This is a genomic window from Novosphingobium aerophilum (genome assembly GCF_014230305.1).
Taxonomy (GTDB): domain Bacteria; phylum Pseudomonadota; class Alphaproteobacteria; order Sphingomonadales; family Sphingomonadaceae; genus Novosphingobium; species Novosphingobium aerophilum.
Genome location: NZ_JACLAU010000001.1, coordinates 290198 through 307271 on the forward strand (window position 1 = coordinate 290198; position 17074 = coordinate 307271).

Here is a 17074-nt window from a genome sequence, read left to right on the forward strand (position 1 = left end):
TTCCGATCCGACCGCCGCATCCGCACCGTTCCTCGCGGCCGGTTGCCGACGCAGCACCCGCCCTAAAGTTCGACCACCGAGAGGATGTGGCTGTCCTTGCCGGGGAAGACATAGTCCAGTTCCAGGTGCATGGACTCGCCCAGTTGGCCGGCGCGGATGAGATCGGTTTCGACGAAGACCTGCACCCCGTTGCTGCCATAGGCATAGCGGGTGCAGTCTCCGAACACGGGCGAGGCATCCAGCCGGGCATCCACCTCGGCCTCGCCGCGCCGGGCCCGGTTCAGGCCGATCCTGATCCGGCCCTGCAGTTCCGGGTCGTTCTGATTGAGGTCGCGCAAGCGAAGCACGATCGCCTCCAGCGCCTCGAGCGAGTCGATCAGCAGGGCGAAGTGGAAACTCGCCTCGAAATCGGCCGCCATCATGGCGCGATAGCCGGTCACGGCTTCTTCCTCGTGGTCGGTCCCGACGCGTAGCGCAGCGTGGATCGCGGCAATCAGCCGGGCCTGCGGCTCGGGCAGGGCGGACAGGTAGACGATCCCGTCCCCCCGGGAAAAATGCGCGTCGTCCACCACGAAGCGATAGAAATTGCCGTTGGGCAGGGGCAGGACCTGGGTTTCGCGCAGCCCCACCTCGGTGAGCAGGCGGGCCGCCACCGGTCCGTCCTCCGCCGTCGCGTAATGGAGCGCCAGGTGGCCCATGCTGAGCTGTGCGGCGTGGCTGGTCATGTTCGTCGTCCCCGTCGTGTCAGGCGTCACGCAGCCGGGCCAGTTCCCCGGGCGACAGGACCAGCGTCGCCGCCCTGACGCTGGCCTCGATCTGCTCGACGCTCGATCCCCCGAAGATCGGAATGGTCTGATGCGGCTGGCACAACAGGTATGCGAGCACGACATTGTTGATCCCAACGCCGTGCTCGTCCGCGATCGCCTGCGCTGCCGCAAACCGCCGCGCATTCACCGGGTTGGCATAGCGGGCTGCCAGCGCCTCGGGGACCTCGCCTGTCGCCAGCTTGGTGAAGTAGCCGCCGCTCTGCGCCGCATAGGCGATGATCGGCAGGCCTGCTGCATGCAGCGCCTCGTACTCGCCCTCATAGTAATGGACATAGCCCTGGGCGGCGGCGGCGGCAGGTTCGGGGGCGGCGAGACCCCAGAACGTCTCCGACGCGACGAAGCCCGGCTGGCCGAGCGATGCGGCATAGGCGTTCGCGGCAGCGATCCGTTCGGCCGCCCAGTTCGACGCCGCAAAGTGGCGGATGCGCCCCGCCTCGCGGTGACCGATCAGCATGTCGATCAGCGGTTCGACCGGCATCTCCGGGTTGTCCGCGTGCAGGAAGTACAGATCGATCGTGTCGATCCCGAGGTGGTCGAGGCTCTGGTGCAGGTCCTGCGTCACGTCGTCGGGCGTGCACCGGTTGCGATAGTCGCCGGCCCGCAGGTCGAAGAACCCGCCCTTGGTCGCCACGACCACCTCGGACCGCTTGCGGGTCTTGAGCCAGGCGCCGATCGCCCGCTCGCTCGCTCCGACCGGCGCGTCGGGGATCCAGTCGCCATAGGAGCGGGCCGTGTCGATGAAGTTGCCGCCCAGCGCGACGAAGCCATCCAGGATCGCGTTCGTCTGCCCCTGGTCGAGCATCCAGCCCAGCATGTTGGTGCCATAGCAGAGCCGGCTGACCGCAAGGTTGGTGTTGGCGAGAGTGGTTTTGCCCAGCATGGCGATCAAGGCTCCTTAACTGCGAGGACCAGGGCGCATTGGCCGGGCAGGCGCCCTTGGCGCTCAGAGGAAGGTGAAGGTCGGGTCCTGTCCGGTCAGGCCGCCGATCAGGTCTTGCGTGCGGTTGGCGGGATCGTTGGCGACATGGGCCCGACCGGCATTGAGATCGAGCCAGGGCTGGATGATCGGGCTGGTCATGTAGATCGCCCGGCCGCCGAGCAGCTTGACCATGTCGTCGACCAGATCGGCCAGCCGCCGCACCACGCTGGACGAATTGTAGGCATAGTGGGTGCGCTTGATCATCGGGATCGGCTCACCCCGGTCGGCGTGGCCCATCAGGTCCTCGAAGGTGAGGCGCAGGGTCTGCTCCATCTCGGTCACCTCGGCATGGGCCCGGGCGATGGCGGCGTGGAGGAAGGGATCGTTCTTTGATGCCTTGCCGGTGTTGGTGGACACCCGGCTTTCGGCAATCTCGAGCGCGGCGGCAATGGCTGCGCGGGCGCCGCCGAAGGCTGCGGTCGAAACCGAGCGCATGAACACCTGGGCCCAGGGCAGGGTGTACAGCGGCCCGGGATTGGTCTCCTGCCCGGGATTGGCGCAGAGGAAGCCGTCCACCGCGCGGTGAGTGCGGTGTTCGGGGACGAAGACGTCGTCGACGATGATATCGTGGCTGCCGGTGCCCTGCAGGCCGAACACGTGCCAACTGTCGGTATCGATCGCGTAATCCTCCCGCGGCAGCAGGAAGGCCCGCATGTCCGGCGGCTCGCCGGGGCCTGCGGGCGGGACCATGGCCCCCAGCACGACCCACTGGCAATGAACCGATCCGGTCGAGAAGCCCCAGCGACCCGACAGGCGGAAGCCGCCCTCGACCCGGGTGACCCGCCCGACCGGCTGATAGCTCGACGAGACCAGCGTGGCGGTGTCCTCGCCCCAGACCTCGGCCTGGGCCTCCTCGTGGAACAGGGCGATCTCGTAGGGATGGCAGCCGACCACGCCAAACATCCAGCCGGTCGACATGCATCCTTCGGCCAGGGCCTTCTGCACGTCGTAGAAGACATTGGGGTGCATCTCGTAGCCGCCCCAGCGGCGCGGCTGGAGGATGCGGAAGAACCCGGCATCGTGCAGCTCGGCGATGGTCTCGGCAGGCACGTCGCGCCCGGCCACGCAGCGTGCGGCGCGTTGCCGCAACGTCGGGATCATGGCGCGGGCGCGGGCGACCAGGTCTTGCGGGCTCGGGACGAAGGCGCGCTCAACGGACAAAGAAGCAGACATCACCATGCTGGTGTCCTCCCCCGGGCAGAATCGGGCTTTCCCGGACATTTCTATCACGCGTAAACTATAGCGCCAAAAGGTACGCAATTGCCAATCAAAAACCGCTTATGACGCGAATATGTGATGATGTTCGCGGCTTCGGGAAGTCAATGCCATGCGCTGGCGCTGCAACGCATCGGGTCAGGCGGGTTGGACCGGCACCGGTTCAGCGATGGAGGATGTAGGTTCCGTCGGCCGGCGCCCGCGTCTCGTTGAAATAATCGACCAGCCGCCAGGGCCACGAGAGAAAGACCCGGCCTTTCGAGTTGTTGTAGTAGCTGTTGGCCCGGGGGTGGCTCCAGATCATCTCGGGCATGCGCGCGTCGACCTTGCGGTTCCAGGCGTCGAAGGCGTCCCGGGTGACCTCGAAGGCCTTGGCGTCGGCGGCGACGGTCCGGTCGAGCGCCTCGATGATCCAGTTGACCTGGCACTCCGAGATCAGGTTCTGCCCGGCGGCGTGATTGGGTGCGCTGTTGGGCCCCACGGTGTGGAAGTAGTTGGGATAGCCCGGCACGCACATGCCCAGATAGCTGCGCGGATCCTCTTCACCCCATTCCTCGCCAAGGTCGCGGCCGCCGATCCCCCTGATCGTCAGATCGCCCAGCATTTTCGCGACATTGAAGCCGGTGGCGCAGACGATGACGTCACATTCGAACACCGTGCCGTCCCTGGCCTCGATCCCGTGCGGCAGGATCCGTGCGATCCCGCTCGTCTCCAACTGGACGTTGTCGCGGCGGAGGGCGTCGAACCAGCCGTTGTCCAGGATGATCCGCTTGGAAAAGATCGGGAAGTCGGGCGTCAGCTTGGCGATCAGGTCCGGCCGGTCGGCGAACTTCTGGCGCATGTATCCCAGCGCGTACTGGCGGGTCAGCTCGTTGCCTTGGGATACGGCCAGGTCATTGCCCTCCCATGCCGGATCCTTGAGCACGTTTGCGAAGAGGCCGTCGGCCTCGGCCCAGAACACCCGGAAGCGGAACCACTGCTTGAAGGTGGGGATGTGGGCGAGGGCCCACTTCATCCCGTCGGCCACCTCGTGGGCGATCTCGGGGTTGAACAGCACCCAGTGTTTGGTCCGCTGGTAGACCGTCAGTTGCGCAACCTGCGGCGCGATGGCCCCGACCAGCTGGGCCGAACTGGCACCCGTGCCGATCACCGCGACCCGCTTGCCGGTGATGTCCAGATCGGTCGGCCAGGCTGCCGTGTGGACGACCGGTCCGGTGAATCCCTCGAGCCCCGGAATGTCCGGGAACTTGAAGCGGTTGACCGGTCCGTGGCCGTTGATCACGGCATTGGCCACGATCTCCTCGCGCTGGCCATCCGCGGTCAGCACGGTGACCGTCCAGGTCCCCGTGCCTTCATCGTAGACCAGGGATTCAACCTTGGTGTTGAACCGCATGTTGCGGCGCAGATCGTACTTGTCCGCCACCTCGAGCAGGTACTGCTGCATGTCGCCGCCCTGCGGGTGGTAATGGTGCCAGTCGGGCCAGATCTCCCAGCTGAAGCTGTAGAAATGGCTCGATGTGTCGACGCCGACCCCGGGGTAGCGGTTTTCGTACCAGGTGCCGCCGATATCGGCGTTCTTCTCGATGACGATGTGATCGTAGCCGGCTTCGCGCAGCTTGGTCGCGGCGGCCATGCCGGTCAGGCCGGCCCCGATCACCAGGACCCTGAAGCCCGCGGGCGGGTGGCTGCGTCCGGGGATCGCCGAGCGGTCGATCCACGGCTTGAAGCCGCATTGGTCGTAGACCAGCGCGATGAATTCATCCTCGACCGGCTCGCCGACTGTCACGCTCATGATCCGCTGGGCCAGGGTGTCGGGCAGCGGGGTGGACGCCAGGCCTGCGCCAGTGGTCAGCAGGCGCCGCAGCCGCGCCCGCAGCTCGTCGGCCAGGGCCGGGGGAATGTCGGTCGGCGGGACCGAGAAGGCCGGCCGAATGTGGGGCGCGAAGCGCTCGAGGAAATCGGCATCCTGCGACAGGTGGACATAGGCCGCCAGCAGGGTGGGCAGATTGGCCGTCGCCAGCGCTTCCGTCAGTTCGGGCGAGTCCCCGAGCAAGGCGCGGCTGGCGCGCTCGGACATGAGGATGGTGGACATGAGGCCGATTTCTCCCGTCAGCCGAGTCTTATTGTGAGTATGTACTTACAACAGGGAATGCGGATTGCAAGCTGCGGCTGAAGCGGCGCCGGCAGGCCATCCAAGCGTCCGATCGGTGCCACGCCCGCGGTCTGGTGGTGATTCCCCGGCGAGGAAGCGTTTCCGTTCGCCGGGAAGCTGGCCTATCCCACTCCAGGCGCCGCGACACCGGTCGCGACGGCACATTTGGCGAAGGCGCAGTTGGCATGTCGGGTTGGCAGAAGATCGTCTTCCTCACCGGGGCCACCGGCAATATGGGCCGGGTCACGCTGGCCGAGCTGCTGGCGCGGTCGGACCGTTTCCGGGTCCGCGCCCTGGTCAGGCCGGAAGACAGGAACCATCCTGTGGTCCGGCGCTTCACCGGCCGGGCCGCGCTGGAATGGGTCTGGGGAGACCTGACGCGCTACGAGGACGTTCTCGCCGGCGTCACCGGGGCGGACCAGGTGCTGCACATCGGGGGCATGGTCTCGCCCCTGGCCGACCGGTTTCCCGAGCTGACGATGCAGGTCAACGTGGGCGGCGCCCGCAACATCGTCGATGCGATCCGGCGGTCGGGGCAGGCAGACCATACGGCGCTGGTCTACATCGGTACGGTCGCCCAGACCGGCCACCGCAATCCCCCGGTGCACTGGGGCCGCACCGGTGATCCGATCAAGATCAGCCGGTTCGATCACTATGCCGTCAGCAAGACCGAGGCCGAGGCCATCGTCGCGCAATCCGGGCTGACGCGGTGGGTTTCGCTGCGCCAGACCGGCATTCTCCACCCCGACATGTGGAAGATCCACGATCCGATCGTCTTCCATAATCCCCACAACGGGGTGTTCGAATGGATCACGGTGGGGGACTCGGCGCGGCTGGCCGTCAACACCTGCGAAGACGCGGTCCCGGAGGCCTTCTGGCGCGGCTTCTACAACATCGGCGGCGGTGAGCGGATGCGGCTGGTCAACCACCAGTTCTCGCGCCATCTGGCCGCGGCCTTGGGCACCGACATGCAGGCCAGCACCCGCCCCAACTGGACCGGGACGCGCAACTTCCATGGCCAGTGGTACGCCGATTCCGATCGGCTGGAGCACCTGGTGCCGTTCCGCAGCGAGACGATGGACGACTTCACCCGCCAGTTGGCCGCGGGGGTGCCGGGGATCGTCCGGCTGCTGGCGCGGATGTTTCCCGGCGCCGGGCGGCGGCGGATGGAGAAGCTGGCGCGGGGGCCGGGCGGCACCTTGCACTGGATCGCACACGACGACCGGGCCCGCATCGACGCCTACTTCGGTTCACGCGCGGCCTGGGATGCGCTTCCGGCCGAGTGGGGCGACTTTGTCTATCGCGAGCCGTCTCGTGAGGTGTGCTGTCTGGACCACGGCCACGATGCGGACAAGCCGATCGAGGAATGCAGCACGGCCGATCTCAAGGCGGCAGCGGCCTTCCGCGGTGGCCGTTTCGCCGGCGACGCCTTCGAGCCCGATGCGCCGGCGCGCTTCGCCTGTGCCCTGGGTCACGACTTCAGCATGACGCCGCGGCTCTACCTGAAGGGCGGGCACTGGTGCCCGACCTGCATGACCAACCCCGACAGCTACGACGCCAATCGGGCGCGCAACCCGTTTTTCGCCCAGGTCTGGCCGGACACGGATTGAGCCCTGCCGCCGTCCGTCAGGCGGCCATGCCGAACGGCGGGTCGACCGGCGCTTCGTCCGGATACTCGGCCGGTCCGCCAAAGTCGTAGGCCGCGTTGAGCGCGCGGATGAACACCGGATCGCCCAGCGGATCGCTCGGGGTTTCGATCGCGATCCCGCGCGAGCGAACGTCCTTGATCAAGGTGTCGATCGCCTGCTCGTGGGTCAGGTTGTCGCTGCCGTCCATATTTGTCTTCAGCTCGTCATAGTCGCTGAAGACCTCGGCCGACCAGTGGACCAGGAAGCGTAGCTCGTCGGTGTGGTAGCGTTCGATCTCGGTATCGCCGGTCCGAACCACCCACCCGTCGCGATCGTCCGGATCGCCCGCGAAGACGCTGTCGAATGCCAGTCCCGCCGGGCGGCGACGCTCGCGGGGGCCGTTGGCCTCGCCGCGGTGGACCAGCATCTCGTTCTGGACCACCACCGCGCGGTTGTAGATCGGCGACTGCACCCGCGCGGGCTTGTTCAGCGGGCCTTCCGGCCAGTAGGTGAAGCCACTCTCCGGATCGTGGCTGAACCAGGTGATGACCTGGGCCATCTTGATCAGATAGTCCTGGAACAGGCCCGACCGGCCCATGATCGAACACAGCCAGGTCGGGGAGTTTTCGTACCGGATTCCCCGGAAGCTGGGCGAATCCAGGTGGCCCGGGTCGGTGTTGGCGCAGGGACCGTTGACGTTGAACAGCATCATCTGCGGCTTGGCATAGGCCGCGCCCCAGTACGACTTGGCGTGATTGAGGAAGGCCTCGTTGTAGAACACCTCGTGCAGCTCGGGGTAGAGCGGCGTGGAATAGTTGCCGAAGTAGCCCCGGAAGGTCGGGGTCATGAACATGTCCAGGGTGGGCGTGAAGCCTTCGGGGAAACCTCCGGCGAAGGTCGCCAGCAGCGATTCGGGCGTGGGGAAATGCTGGGCGATGATCAGCTTCCACGGTCCCTGGTCATGGACCACGTCGAGCATCAGCCGCTTCTGCTCCTCGGTGAACGGATTGGCGATCTCGCGCGGCGGGGCCACCGGCTTGAGGATGTCGGAAAGGTACTGCCTGCGGGCCTCGTCGAGCATCGCGGTCTCCTGTCGATCGGATCGGTGCCAACCGGGTTATGACGGGTTAGTTATAGATCGATAACTTCTTGCGCAAGTCGGTTTGGCGAAACGGGATTTGCGCGCCCGGCAGTGGCGTTCCCGGAGCCGATCCCGGCGGCCGGTGGCCGCGCCGGATCCCCGCCACGCCCCCGGCGCTGCCCCTGTTCCTTGGTGCAGTCGGGGAAAGAGTGGTAATTTTATACGCGCAACACTTGTTTTGAGCGCATATAGGCGGCGGACGCGAAGGTCCGTCCTTCACGTGGTACGCAATGTAAGGTTGGAGATTGTCGATGCCGGTGTCCGCTTCCACGCTCGAGCTGATTGGCGCCAAGGCCGCGCAAGGGCGCAAGGATCGTCGGATCGCGTCCGAAGTGGTCGAGGCGCTGAAGGCCGACGGCTTCTTCCGCCACTTCACGCCCCGGCGCTATGGCGGCACCGAGGGGCGCCCGCAGGACTTCTTCCGCGATCAGATCGCCATCGGCCAGCGTGACATGAGCACCGCCTGGGCGCTCGGGATCGTCGGCGTGCACAATTTCCAGATCGCCATGATGGACCATCGCACCCAGGCCGAGATCTTCGCCGAGGGGCCCGACGCCCTCATCTCCAGCTCGTACAACCCGTTCGGCGCCCGGGCCGAGAAGGTCGACGGCGGAGTCATGCTGTCGGGTCGCTGGGGCTGGTCGAGCGGCTGCCTGCATTGCAACTGGGTCCTGCTCGGCGGGGTCGTGCCCGAAGAGGGATACCGGACCTTCCTGGTGCCCGCCGCCGATTACCGGATCGAGGACACCTGGTACACGATGGGCCTGCAGGCCACCGGTTCGAACGACATCGTGATCGACACGCCGGTGTTCGTGCCCGATCACCGCACCCACCGGCAGATGGACGGGTTCAACGGCGTCCATTTCCAGGAACCGGGCGTCTACGACATGCCCTGGGCCCAGGTCTTCATCCGCGTGGTCAACACCGCCGCGATCGGCGCGGTGCGCCATGCGATCGAACTGATGCGGGACCGGGTGGGACTGGGCACGACCGACCAGACCAAGGCGCTTGGCGATCCTGACGTGCTGGACCGGATCGCGCGGGCCGCCAACCTGGCCGACGAGGCCGAGGCGGTGATGCTGCGGGCCTTCGACGAGATGGAGGCCAAGGCGTGGAAGCCCAGCCTGCTCGACCGGGCGCGCTACCGCTACCAGGCCAGCCTGGTCGGCGATCGCTGCATCGAGGCGATGGACCTGATCATGGATATCGGCGGCGGTCGCTCGGTCTACACCGGCAACGCGCTGCAGGATATCTGGCACGATGTGCGGATGGCGCGGGCCCATGTGGCGAACAACCCGGCCGGCTTCGCCCGCAACTATGCCAACATGCTGATGGGCGCCGAGAACGCCGACCTGTTCATCTAGGCGGCGGATTGGCGGCCGATCTGGGTGGGGAATGGACGGTAGGCTGGAGCCCTCAGTGATGCTGGCCGTCTTCCCATAGCCATCGTCATCCCGGGCTTGACCCGGGATCCAGCTTGCAGATCGCGCAGGGGCACGAAGGACAGCCTGGCCCCGGATCAGGTCCGGGGCGACGATAATGGAGGGATGGGCCGACAGATGCGCCACCACAGCATGGCCCGTGCCTCAGCTTGAGCGGGCACTGGCGCTGGATCGGCATGCTTCTTTACGGCCTAAACCGGGTGCAAGCCGTCAAAGGCAGCGTCCAAACGCCCCGGGATCAGAACGGCGAGACCCCTGAGTTCGGCGGCCCGCCTTCAGGCCGCCGTCTGGCCGCTGGCGGGCGTCGAATCCGCCTCGAGATGCCGCGCGATCACCGCTTCGCTGATGCCCATTCCGCGGCAGCAGAACCAGGTCGCCTGCCGGGCGAGTTCCCCGTCCGTCACGCCATAGGGGCGGGCTCCGGCGGGCAGTGCGCAGATCGCGGTCATCATCGTCCCGACATGCTCGGCAAACATCGACAGGGTGTTCACGTCCAGCGGCTCGCCAGCGATCTCCCCGGCGGCCCGGCCCTGTTCGTGTGCCGCCAGCACGCTCTGCTGGTTGCGGCGCAGCGATCGGCGATAAATCAGGGCGGCATAGCTGCCGTCGCCGGCCAGGCTGGCCAGCATCATCCGGTTCGGATCGGGCGATCCGGTGCGCTCCGTCCCCGGCACGCAACTGCGAAAGAAGGCATGCAGCGCCCGGACGATGCCCCCGGCGCCCGCCGACTTGATCCCGACGTCCTCCCAGTTGCGGTCCTGTTCAACGAACACCTGCCGCAGCACCGCACGGTAAAGCGCCAGCTTCGACGGGAAATGGCGATAGACCAGCGCTTCGGACACGTTGGCCTCGCGGGCGATCTGCAGCGTCTTCGCCCCATCGTAGCCCTGCTGCGAGAACACGCGGCGCGCGGCGGCGATGATCTGCGAGCGGCGTTCGCTGCCAGGCATGCGCTTCTTGGCCATGGGCACTCACTTAAGTTCACCGTCCGCGCAGTCAACCGACGGTTTTGCGCGATCCCGGCGGTCCCTGCGGGAGAGGGTTTCACTTACCAGGCGGTCCGGTGCAGCCGATTGACTCGGCTCCGGGGCCCATGCATAAGTGAGTGAACACTCAACAAGATGCGCGGTTCATCGGGTGACAAGGCCGGCGGGATCGGGCGCGGGGCCGGTGGCGTTCCGGTTCGGGGCCCGGGGCTGGCCGGCCCGGCACCGCGACCGGGCATGAGGAGCAGGACGTGCCGATCGATCCGCAGATTGCCGCAATGCTGGATGCCATGCCGGAATGGCCGGGTGTCCGCCACGTTCCTCTCGCCATGCTGCGCCAGTCGGTGCGGGACAGTTCGATCGGTATTCCCCCTGCGGCCGATGCGGTCGTGGCCGCAGTGCGCGATGCGGTGATCCCCGGGCCCGGCGGCGATCTGCCGATCCGGATCTACACGCCCGAGGGGCAGGGGCCGTTTCCCGTCGTCGTCTACATGCACGGCGGAGGCTATGTGGTGGGCGATCTCGACACCCAGGACATGATCGCCCGGGCGCTGTGTGCCTGGAGCGCGGCCGTGCTGGTCTCGGTCGATTACCGGCTCGCCCCGGAACACAAGTTCCCGGCCGGAGTGGATGATAGCGTAGCGGCGCTGCGGTGGGTGGCCGGGAACGCGGCCGCCATCGGAGGCGATGCCAGCCGCCTGGCCCTGGCGGGTGACAGCGCCGGTGCGAACATGGCCTGCGCGGCAGCCCTGGTCGCGCGCGACGAGGGCGGGCCGGCGGTTCGCGCCGTGGTCAACATCTATGGCTCGTGCAACTACCCCGGCACGGCGACACCCTCCGCGATCGCGTTCGCCGATGGACCGATCCTGCGCGCGGACGATGTGGCCTGGTTCTGGGAACAGTACCTGGAGCACCCCTCGCAACAGGACGATCCGCGAGCCTCGCCCCTGCGCGCGGCGAGCCATGCCGGACTGCCACCCCATTTCGTCGGCACGGCCGAGTGCGACCCCTCGCGGGATGATGCGGAGGACTTCGCCCGCAAGCTGATCGCGGCCGGTGTGGAAACCCGCCTGCAGCGCTACCCCGGCATGGTCCATGGCTTTGCCTCGTGGGTCGGGTTCCTGCCGGGGGCCCGCGCGGTCTTGCAGGATGCCGCCGCGTTCCTGAAAACCCATTTGCACTGACACCCTGTCGATGCTCCCGCCGCGGCCCGGGTCGTGGCGGGGCTCCATCGCAGGTTACCGGAGGATAAGCGAGGATGGCGCAAGACGCGGAAGTGTTCGGGGGCGGGGTTGCCGTCATCACGGGGGCGGGCTCGGGCATCGGGGCCGGGCTCGCGCGGCGGGCCGGTGCGCTCGGCATGACCGTGGTGGTCGCCGACGTGAACCAGGCCGCCGCCCAGGCCACGGTCGACCAGATCGTGGCGGCCGGAGGCCAGGCCGAGGCGGTGCGGGTCGATGTCTCACATCCCGAGGAACTCGATCGGCTGGCCGACCACGTGTTCGCGGCCCATGGCGAGGTCCGCCTGCTGATCAACAACGCCGGGATCGAGACCGTGGGCTACACCTGGGAGGTGCCCACCGCGCGTTGGGAAGCCACCCTGAACATCAACCTGCACGGCGTGATCCACGGCGTCCGGGCCTTCATGCCGCGCCTGATCGCCAGCGGGAAAGAGGCCTGGATCGGCAACCTCTCGTCGGTCGGCGCCTTCGGCATGATGCCCGCGCAGACCGCCTATATCGTCACCAAGCATGCGGTGCAGGCCTTCTCGGAATGCCTCTACCTGGAAGCGCAACTGAAGGCGCCGCAGATCCACGTCTCGGCGATCATCCCGGGCATGCTGAAGACCAACATCTTCAACGCCGGTGCCGGTGATGACGTCGCGGGCCATGAACCCGAAAGCGCAAGGGCGCATCGCCAGCGGATGTTCGAGATGATGCGGGACTACGGCATGGACCTCGACGAAGGCTGCCGGCTGTTCCTCGAGCAGATGGCGGAAAACCGGTTCTGGGTGCACAGCCAGCCCGACATGAGCCGGGAGGTGCTGGACGGGCGCATCGCGTTTTTCCAGGCGCAGCAGGCTCCGGTCCTGCCCGAGTCGGTCCGCCACATCATCGCCGAGTGAGACATGGTCCGGTGCCGGTGGCGCGGCCCGCTCTGCCAGGGGGTCAGGTGCGTGGCGGCTCGATCCCGGCATTGGCGCAGGCGAAGTCCAGCAGCGCCGAATAGTCCCGGCCCGCGAGGTCGGTCGCCCGCGCCGCGCCATAGACGGCATAGGCGGCCGACCCCACCGGCAGCCCCATCCTGAGCTCGCCCGCCGCGGTCATCGCAAGGGTCATGTCCTTGTGCGCCAAATCGATCGTGAAGCCGGGCGCGGTGTCGTCTTTCAGCACCTTGTTGACCATCAGGGTGTGGAGCTGGCCGTTCTGCGCCGTGGTCGCGCCGGTCACCTGCAGGATCGTGCCGATGTCGAGCCCTAGTTTGGTGCCGAGCGCCACCGCCTCGGCGCTGACCTGCGCCACGGTCAGGAGGAGGAAGTTGTTGACCAGCTTCATGCGGCTGCCCATGCCGCGCCCGCCGCAGCGGTGGATGTCCTTGCCCATGGCCTGCAGCAGGGGTTCGACCCGGGCGAAGTCCGCGTCTGTCGCGCCGACCATGAACAGCGATTCGCCCCGTTCGGCATGCAGCACCAGGCGGCCGATCGGGCTGTCGACGAAGGCGACATCCCGGGCCGCGCAGGCGGCGGCGACCTTGTCGGTGCCCCTGGCGTCGATCGTCGACATCTCCAGCAGCAGCGCGCCCGCCGCCATGTGCGCCAGCGCGCCATCGGGTCCGAGGACGACCGCCTCGACATGCGGAGTGGCGGGCAGGCAGGTGATGACGACATCGGCGCGCTCGGCCGCTTCAGCGATTGATCCGGCGCGGCTGCCACCCAGCGCCACGATGGCGTCGGCACGGTCGGGCGCGATGTCATACGCGCAGACCGGGAAGCCCTTGCGCTGCAGGTTCCGGGCGAGGGGCAGGCCCATCGCGCCCAGTCCGATGAAGCCGATCTTGGTGGTCATGGCATGATCCTCGCTTTCGGCTGGCGCCGGGGTCGATGTCCGACGGTCAGGCCCTGGCTGTCAGTCTCCGTCGATGGGGTTCAGGCCCGCGAACCCCGTGCGCGTCATGACCCTGTTCGCGTCATGACAATGTCTCCGCGATGATTCCCGCCGTGAGCAGCCGCTCGAGCTCATGCTTAGTGAGTCCCAACTCATCTTCCAAGACCGCCGCGGTGTCTTCACCCGATCGCGGCGGGGCATGGCGATAATCGGCCGGCGTGGCCGACAGCCTGGCCGGAAAGCCGAGGAACTTGACGGGAGTCCCGTCGCGCCGGGCGATCTCCTGGACCAGACCGCGCGCCCGGATCTGGGGATGATCGAGCGCTTCGGGAATCTCGTTGACCTTGCCGCCGGGCAGGCCGGCCTGTTCCATCGCACCGATCAGGTCCTCGGCCTTCCACCGGGCAATCGCCGCGTTCATCTCGGGGATCAGCTCCGCTCGGTTGACGCTGCGATCGGCACTGGTCGAGAAGCGCGGATCGTCGGCCAGCTCGGGCCGCTCGATCAGGCGGGTGAAGGTGCGGAACTGGCGATCGTTGCCCAGCGCGACCAGCACCTCGCCATCGGCGCAGCGGAAGTCCTGGTAGGGGACGGTGTTGGGATGGGCATTGCCCAGCCGGCGCGGCGCCATGCCCCCGTTCAACCAGTTGGAGGCCTGGTTGGTCAGCAGCGAAACCTGCGTGTCGAGCAGGGCCAGATCGATGTGCTGGCCTTCGCCGGTCTGGTCACGATGGCGCAGCGCGGCCAGGATGGAGATCGTGGCATAGAGCCCGGTGAAGAGGTCGCTGACCGGCAGGCCCACCTTCATCGGCCCGCCTCCGGGGACGCCATCGGGCAGGCCGGTGACGCTCATCAGACCGCTCAGGCCCTGGATCAGGAAGTCATAGCCGCCAACGTCCTTGTAGGGGCCGTCCTGACCGAACCCGGTGATCGAGCAATAGACCAGATCGGGCTTGAGAGCCCGCAGCGACGGGTAGTCCAGCCCGTACCGGGCGAGGCCACCGACCCGGAAGTTCTCGACCACCACGTCCGCATTCAAGACCATCCGCCGGATCAGCGCGGCTCCCTCTGGAGCGGAGAGGTTGATCGCGACCGACCGCTTGTTGCGGTTCGCACAGAGATAATAGGCGGAATCGCGCGACCCGTCGTCCAGGAAGGGCGGTCCCCAGCGGCGGGTGTCGTCGCCCTGTCCGGGCTGCTCCACCTTGATCACCTCGGCCCCTAGATCGCCCAGCACCTGGGTGCACCAGGGTCCGGCCAGCACCCGCGACAGGTCAAGCACGCGAAGCCCGACGAGCGGACCGGTCGGGCTCGGGGGAGCGGCAGGTTCGGTCATTGCAGGAGCCTTTCACAGCGGTTGCAAGCCGGTTCTATGCTTTGCCCCCTGGCGCCGCTAATATTAGTTGTCCGTTTTGTGATAGACGATCGGTATCATGGATCTCCGTCAGCTTCGCTATTTCTCGGTTCTCGCCGATACGCTCAACTTCCATCGCGCCGCCGAGCGCCTGGGGATGTCGCAGCCCCCACTCACTGTCGCCATCCGCCGTCTCGAGGACGAGCTTGGGGCGCCCCTGTTCGAGCGGGATTCGCGCGGCGTGCGGCTCACCGCCGCCGGGCTCGCCGCCTTGCCGGCGGCGCGGGCGGCGCTGGCCCAGGCCGATCAGGTGCGCGAGGCGGTCCGCCAGGGCGCGGCCGGGCTGCGGGGCCGCCTGGTGATCGGTTTCATCGGTTCGGCGGTCGGTTCGCTGCTGCCGCGGATCATTTCCCCGTTCCGGCAGGCGCTGCCGCTGGTGGAACTGGTGCTGCAGGAGATGAACAGCGTCGAGATCGTCCGGGCCATCGCCAGCCGGTCGGTCGATGTCGGCCTGGTCCGTCTGCCGCTGATGGAGGCGAGCCCGGTCGAGATCGCGGTGATCGAGCGTGACGAGCTGGTTGCCGCCCTCCCGCCCCACTTCGAGCCCGTGGCGCGGGGTGGCCGGATTCCCCTGGGTGCTCTGGCGGAGACGCCGTTCATCCTCCACACCCCGGTCAGCGTGCTCAACGCGACGGTCCGTCTGGCCTGCCAGCGGGCCGGTTTCACGCCGCGGGTCGCGCAGGAGGCGGTTCAGGTGCAGACCATCCTCGGCCTGGTCCAGGCCGGACTGGGCGTCGCGCTGGTCCCCGGGCGCACCTCGCGATCCGCGCCGGACGGCGTCCGGATGGTTCCCCTGGAAGAGCCGATCCCGATCGACATGGGCATTGCCTGCAGGCCGGACGCGGGACCGCTGGCGCGCAACTTCATCGCCATGTCCCTGGCCAGCGACGATACCTCAACAATATCACAAAACAGCGATTAAATATTTGAACGCCAGGCCAGGGCAGCGCATCCCTGCTTAGGGCGAACCCCAACCCGCCCCCATTTTGTCCAAGGCCGACATCAGGATTCTGCCGTGTTCGATACCTTCGCATTCGCGACCTTGCCCGAGGATCATGGCGGCTTGCGCCAGGCGGTCCGCGAGATCATCGCGCGTCATGTTGCGACCCTGCCGCTCGAACGGCGGGCGCGGTCGTGGCAGGGCTTCGATTCGGCCTTCAGCCGCGCGCTCGGTGCGGCGGGCCTGCTCGGCCTGACCTTGCCGACCGCGTACGGCGGCGGGGGCCTCGGTCCGTTCGAGCGGTTCATCGTGGTGGAAGAGCTGCTGAGCGCCGGTGCGCCGGTGGCGGCCCACTGGATCGCTGACCGGCAGAGCGCGCCGCTGATCCTCAACTTCGGAACCGAGGCGCAACGCCAAGCCTACATCCCCCGCATCTGTCGAGGCGAGCTGGTGTTCTGCATCGGGATGAGCGAGCCGGGTTCGGGGTCCGACCTGGCCAGTGTCCGCACCCGGGCCGAGCGCACGGCCGGAGGGAGATGGCGGGTCAACGGGCAGAAGATCTGGACCACCAATGCCATGCATTCCGACTGCATGATCGCCCTGGTGCGCACGTCGGGCACCGCGGCCGACCGCAATGCCGGACTGTCGCAGCTGATCATCGACCTGAAGGCGCCAGGAGTGACCGTGCGCCCGATCGTCGACCTGACCGGCGATGCCCACTTCGCCGAGGTGTTCTTCGACAATGTCGAGCTGGGCGAGGACGCGCTGATCGGCAGCGAGGGCGAAGGCTGGAGCCAGGTGGTCGCCGAGCTGGCCTTCGAGCGCTCGGGGCCGGAACGGATCTACTCCAGCGTGGTGCTGCTGGACGCCTGGGTGGCGCACCTGCAGGCGCTGGGCCGGCGCGATGCCGATGCCTTGGTCGGGCGTCTGACCGCCGAGCTGGCGACGCTGCGCGCCATGTCGATCGCCTGCACGGCCCGCCTTGCCCTGGGCGAAAGCCCGGTGGTCGAGGCGAGCATCGTCAAGGACCGGGGCACCACCTTCGAGCAGGACCTGCCGTTGGCGATTGCCGACGATCTGGCGGCCCATCCCGACGAGCTGGTGTCCGCGGACCTCTACCGCGCGCTGATGTACGTCACGCACATCGCCCCGAGCTTCTCGTTGCGGGGCGGCACCCGCGAGATCCTGCGCGGGATCATCGCCCGCGGCATGGGTCTGCGGTGACTGGGGCAGGGAGGACAAGGCG

At 67.5% G+C, this 17074-nt stretch carries 14 protein-coding genes; 6 read left to right on the forward strand and 8 right to left on the reverse strand.

The window, feature by feature from the left end; translation table 11 throughout:
* Window positions 1-62 precede the first annotated feature (62 nt).
* From H7F49_RS01290 to H7F49_RS01305, 4 genes are all read right to left on the reverse strand, one after another.
* Window positions 63-725 carry a hypothetical protein gene (locus H7F49_RS01290; RefSeq protein WP_185681737.1) on the reverse strand — a complete coding sequence of 221 codons (663 nt, stop codon included), beginning with the start codon at window positions 723-725 and terminating at the stop codon, window positions 63-65.
* Window positions 726-744: 19 nt separating this feature from the next.
* Window positions 745-1707 carry an aldo/keto reductase gene (locus H7F49_RS01295; RefSeq protein ID WP_185681738.1) on the reverse strand — a complete coding sequence of 321 codons (963 nt, stop codon included), beginning with the start codon at window positions 1705-1707 and terminating at the stop codon, window positions 745-747.
* Window positions 1708-1770: 63 nt separating this feature from the next.
* A complete protein-coding gene (locus H7F49_RS01300; RefSeq protein ID WP_407940278.1) occupies window positions 1771-2985 on the reverse strand; it encodes an acyl-CoA dehydrogenase family protein in 1215 nt (404 codons plus the stop codon).
* A 199-nt stretch (window positions 2986-3184) separates the two neighbouring features.
* On the reverse strand, window positions 3185-5113 hold the full coding sequence (locus H7F49_RS01305) for a flavin-containing monooxygenase (protein ID WP_235981514.1): 1929 nt from the start codon (window positions 5111-5113) through the stop codon (window positions 3185-3187).
* A gap of 245 nt (window positions 5114-5358) precedes the next feature.
* Between H7F49_RS01305 and H7F49_RS01310 the strand changes: the two genes are divergently transcribed.
* The gene (locus H7F49_RS01310; protein WP_185681739.1) at window positions 5359-6783 is read left to right on the forward strand and encodes an NAD-dependent epimerase/dehydratase family protein; all 1425 of its coding nucleotides are present in this window, start codon (window positions 5359-5361) and stop codon (window positions 6781-6783) included.
* A gap of 16 nt (window positions 6784-6799) precedes the next feature.
* Here H7F49_RS01310 and H7F49_RS01315 read toward each other — a convergent pair whose 3' ends face one another.
* Entirely contained in the window at window positions 6800-7882 is a 1083-nt protein-coding gene (locus H7F49_RS01315; protein WP_185681740.1) for a hypothetical protein, read from the reverse strand.
* Between the two features lie 311 nt (window positions 7883-8193).
* On the opposite strand from H7F49_RS01315, the gene H7F49_RS01320 reads away from it, so the two are divergent.
* Complete coding sequence (locus H7F49_RS01320; protein ID WP_185681741.1) at window positions 8194-9306, forward strand: acyl-CoA dehydrogenase family protein; 1113 nt, start codon at window positions 8194-8196, stop codon at window positions 9304-9306.
* Between the two features lie 353 nt (window positions 9307-9659).
* Here H7F49_RS01320 and H7F49_RS01325 read toward each other — a convergent pair whose 3' ends face one another.
* A complete protein-coding gene (locus H7F49_RS01325) occupies window positions 9660-10349 on the reverse strand; it encodes a TetR/AcrR family transcriptional regulator (protein WP_185681742.1) in 690 nt (229 codons plus the stop codon).
* A gap of 272 nt (window positions 10350-10621) precedes the next feature.
* Here H7F49_RS01325 and H7F49_RS01330 point away from each other — a divergent pair, with 272 nt between their 5' ends.
* A complete protein-coding gene (locus tag H7F49_RS01330) occupies window positions 10622-11554 on the forward strand; it encodes an alpha/beta hydrolase (RefSeq protein ID WP_185681743.1) in 933 nt (310 codons plus the stop codon).
* Between the two features lie 74 nt (window positions 11555-11628).
* Window positions 11629-12495: an SDR family NAD(P)-dependent oxidoreductase gene (locus H7F49_RS01335; RefSeq protein ID WP_185681744.1), complete on the forward strand. Its 867-nt coding sequence runs from the start codon at window positions 11629-11631 to the stop codon at window positions 12493-12495.
* 43 nt (window positions 12496-12538) lie between these two features.
* On the opposite strand, the gene H7F49_RS01340 is transcribed toward H7F49_RS01335, so the two are convergent.
* Together H7F49_RS01340 and H7F49_RS01345 are read right to left on the reverse strand one after the other, a co-directional pair.
* Complete coding sequence (locus H7F49_RS01340; protein WP_185681745.1) at window positions 12539-13435, reverse strand: NAD(P)-dependent oxidoreductase; 897 nt, start codon at window positions 13433-13435, stop codon at window positions 12539-12541.
* 121 nt (window positions 13436-13556) lie between these two features.
* Window positions 13557-14810: a CaiB/BaiF CoA transferase family protein gene (locus H7F49_RS01345; RefSeq protein WP_185681746.1), complete on the reverse strand. Its 1254-nt coding sequence runs from the start codon at window positions 14808-14810 to the stop codon at window positions 13557-13559.
* A 97-nt stretch (window positions 14811-14907) separates the two neighbouring features.
* Between H7F49_RS01345 and H7F49_RS01350 the strand changes: the two genes are divergently transcribed.
* Both H7F49_RS01350 and H7F49_RS01355 read left to right on the forward strand, forming a co-directional pair.
* Complete coding sequence (locus tag H7F49_RS01350; RefSeq protein ID WP_185681747.1) at window positions 14908-15810, forward strand: LysR substrate-binding domain-containing protein; 903 nt, start codon at window positions 14908-14910, stop codon at window positions 15808-15810.
* A 93-nt stretch (window positions 15811-15903) separates the two neighbouring features.
* On the forward strand, window positions 15904-17052 hold the full coding sequence (locus tag H7F49_RS01355) for an acyl-CoA dehydrogenase family protein (protein WP_185681748.1): 1149 nt from the start codon (window positions 15904-15906) through the stop codon (window positions 17050-17052).
* Window positions 17053-17074: the final 22 nt, after the last annotated feature.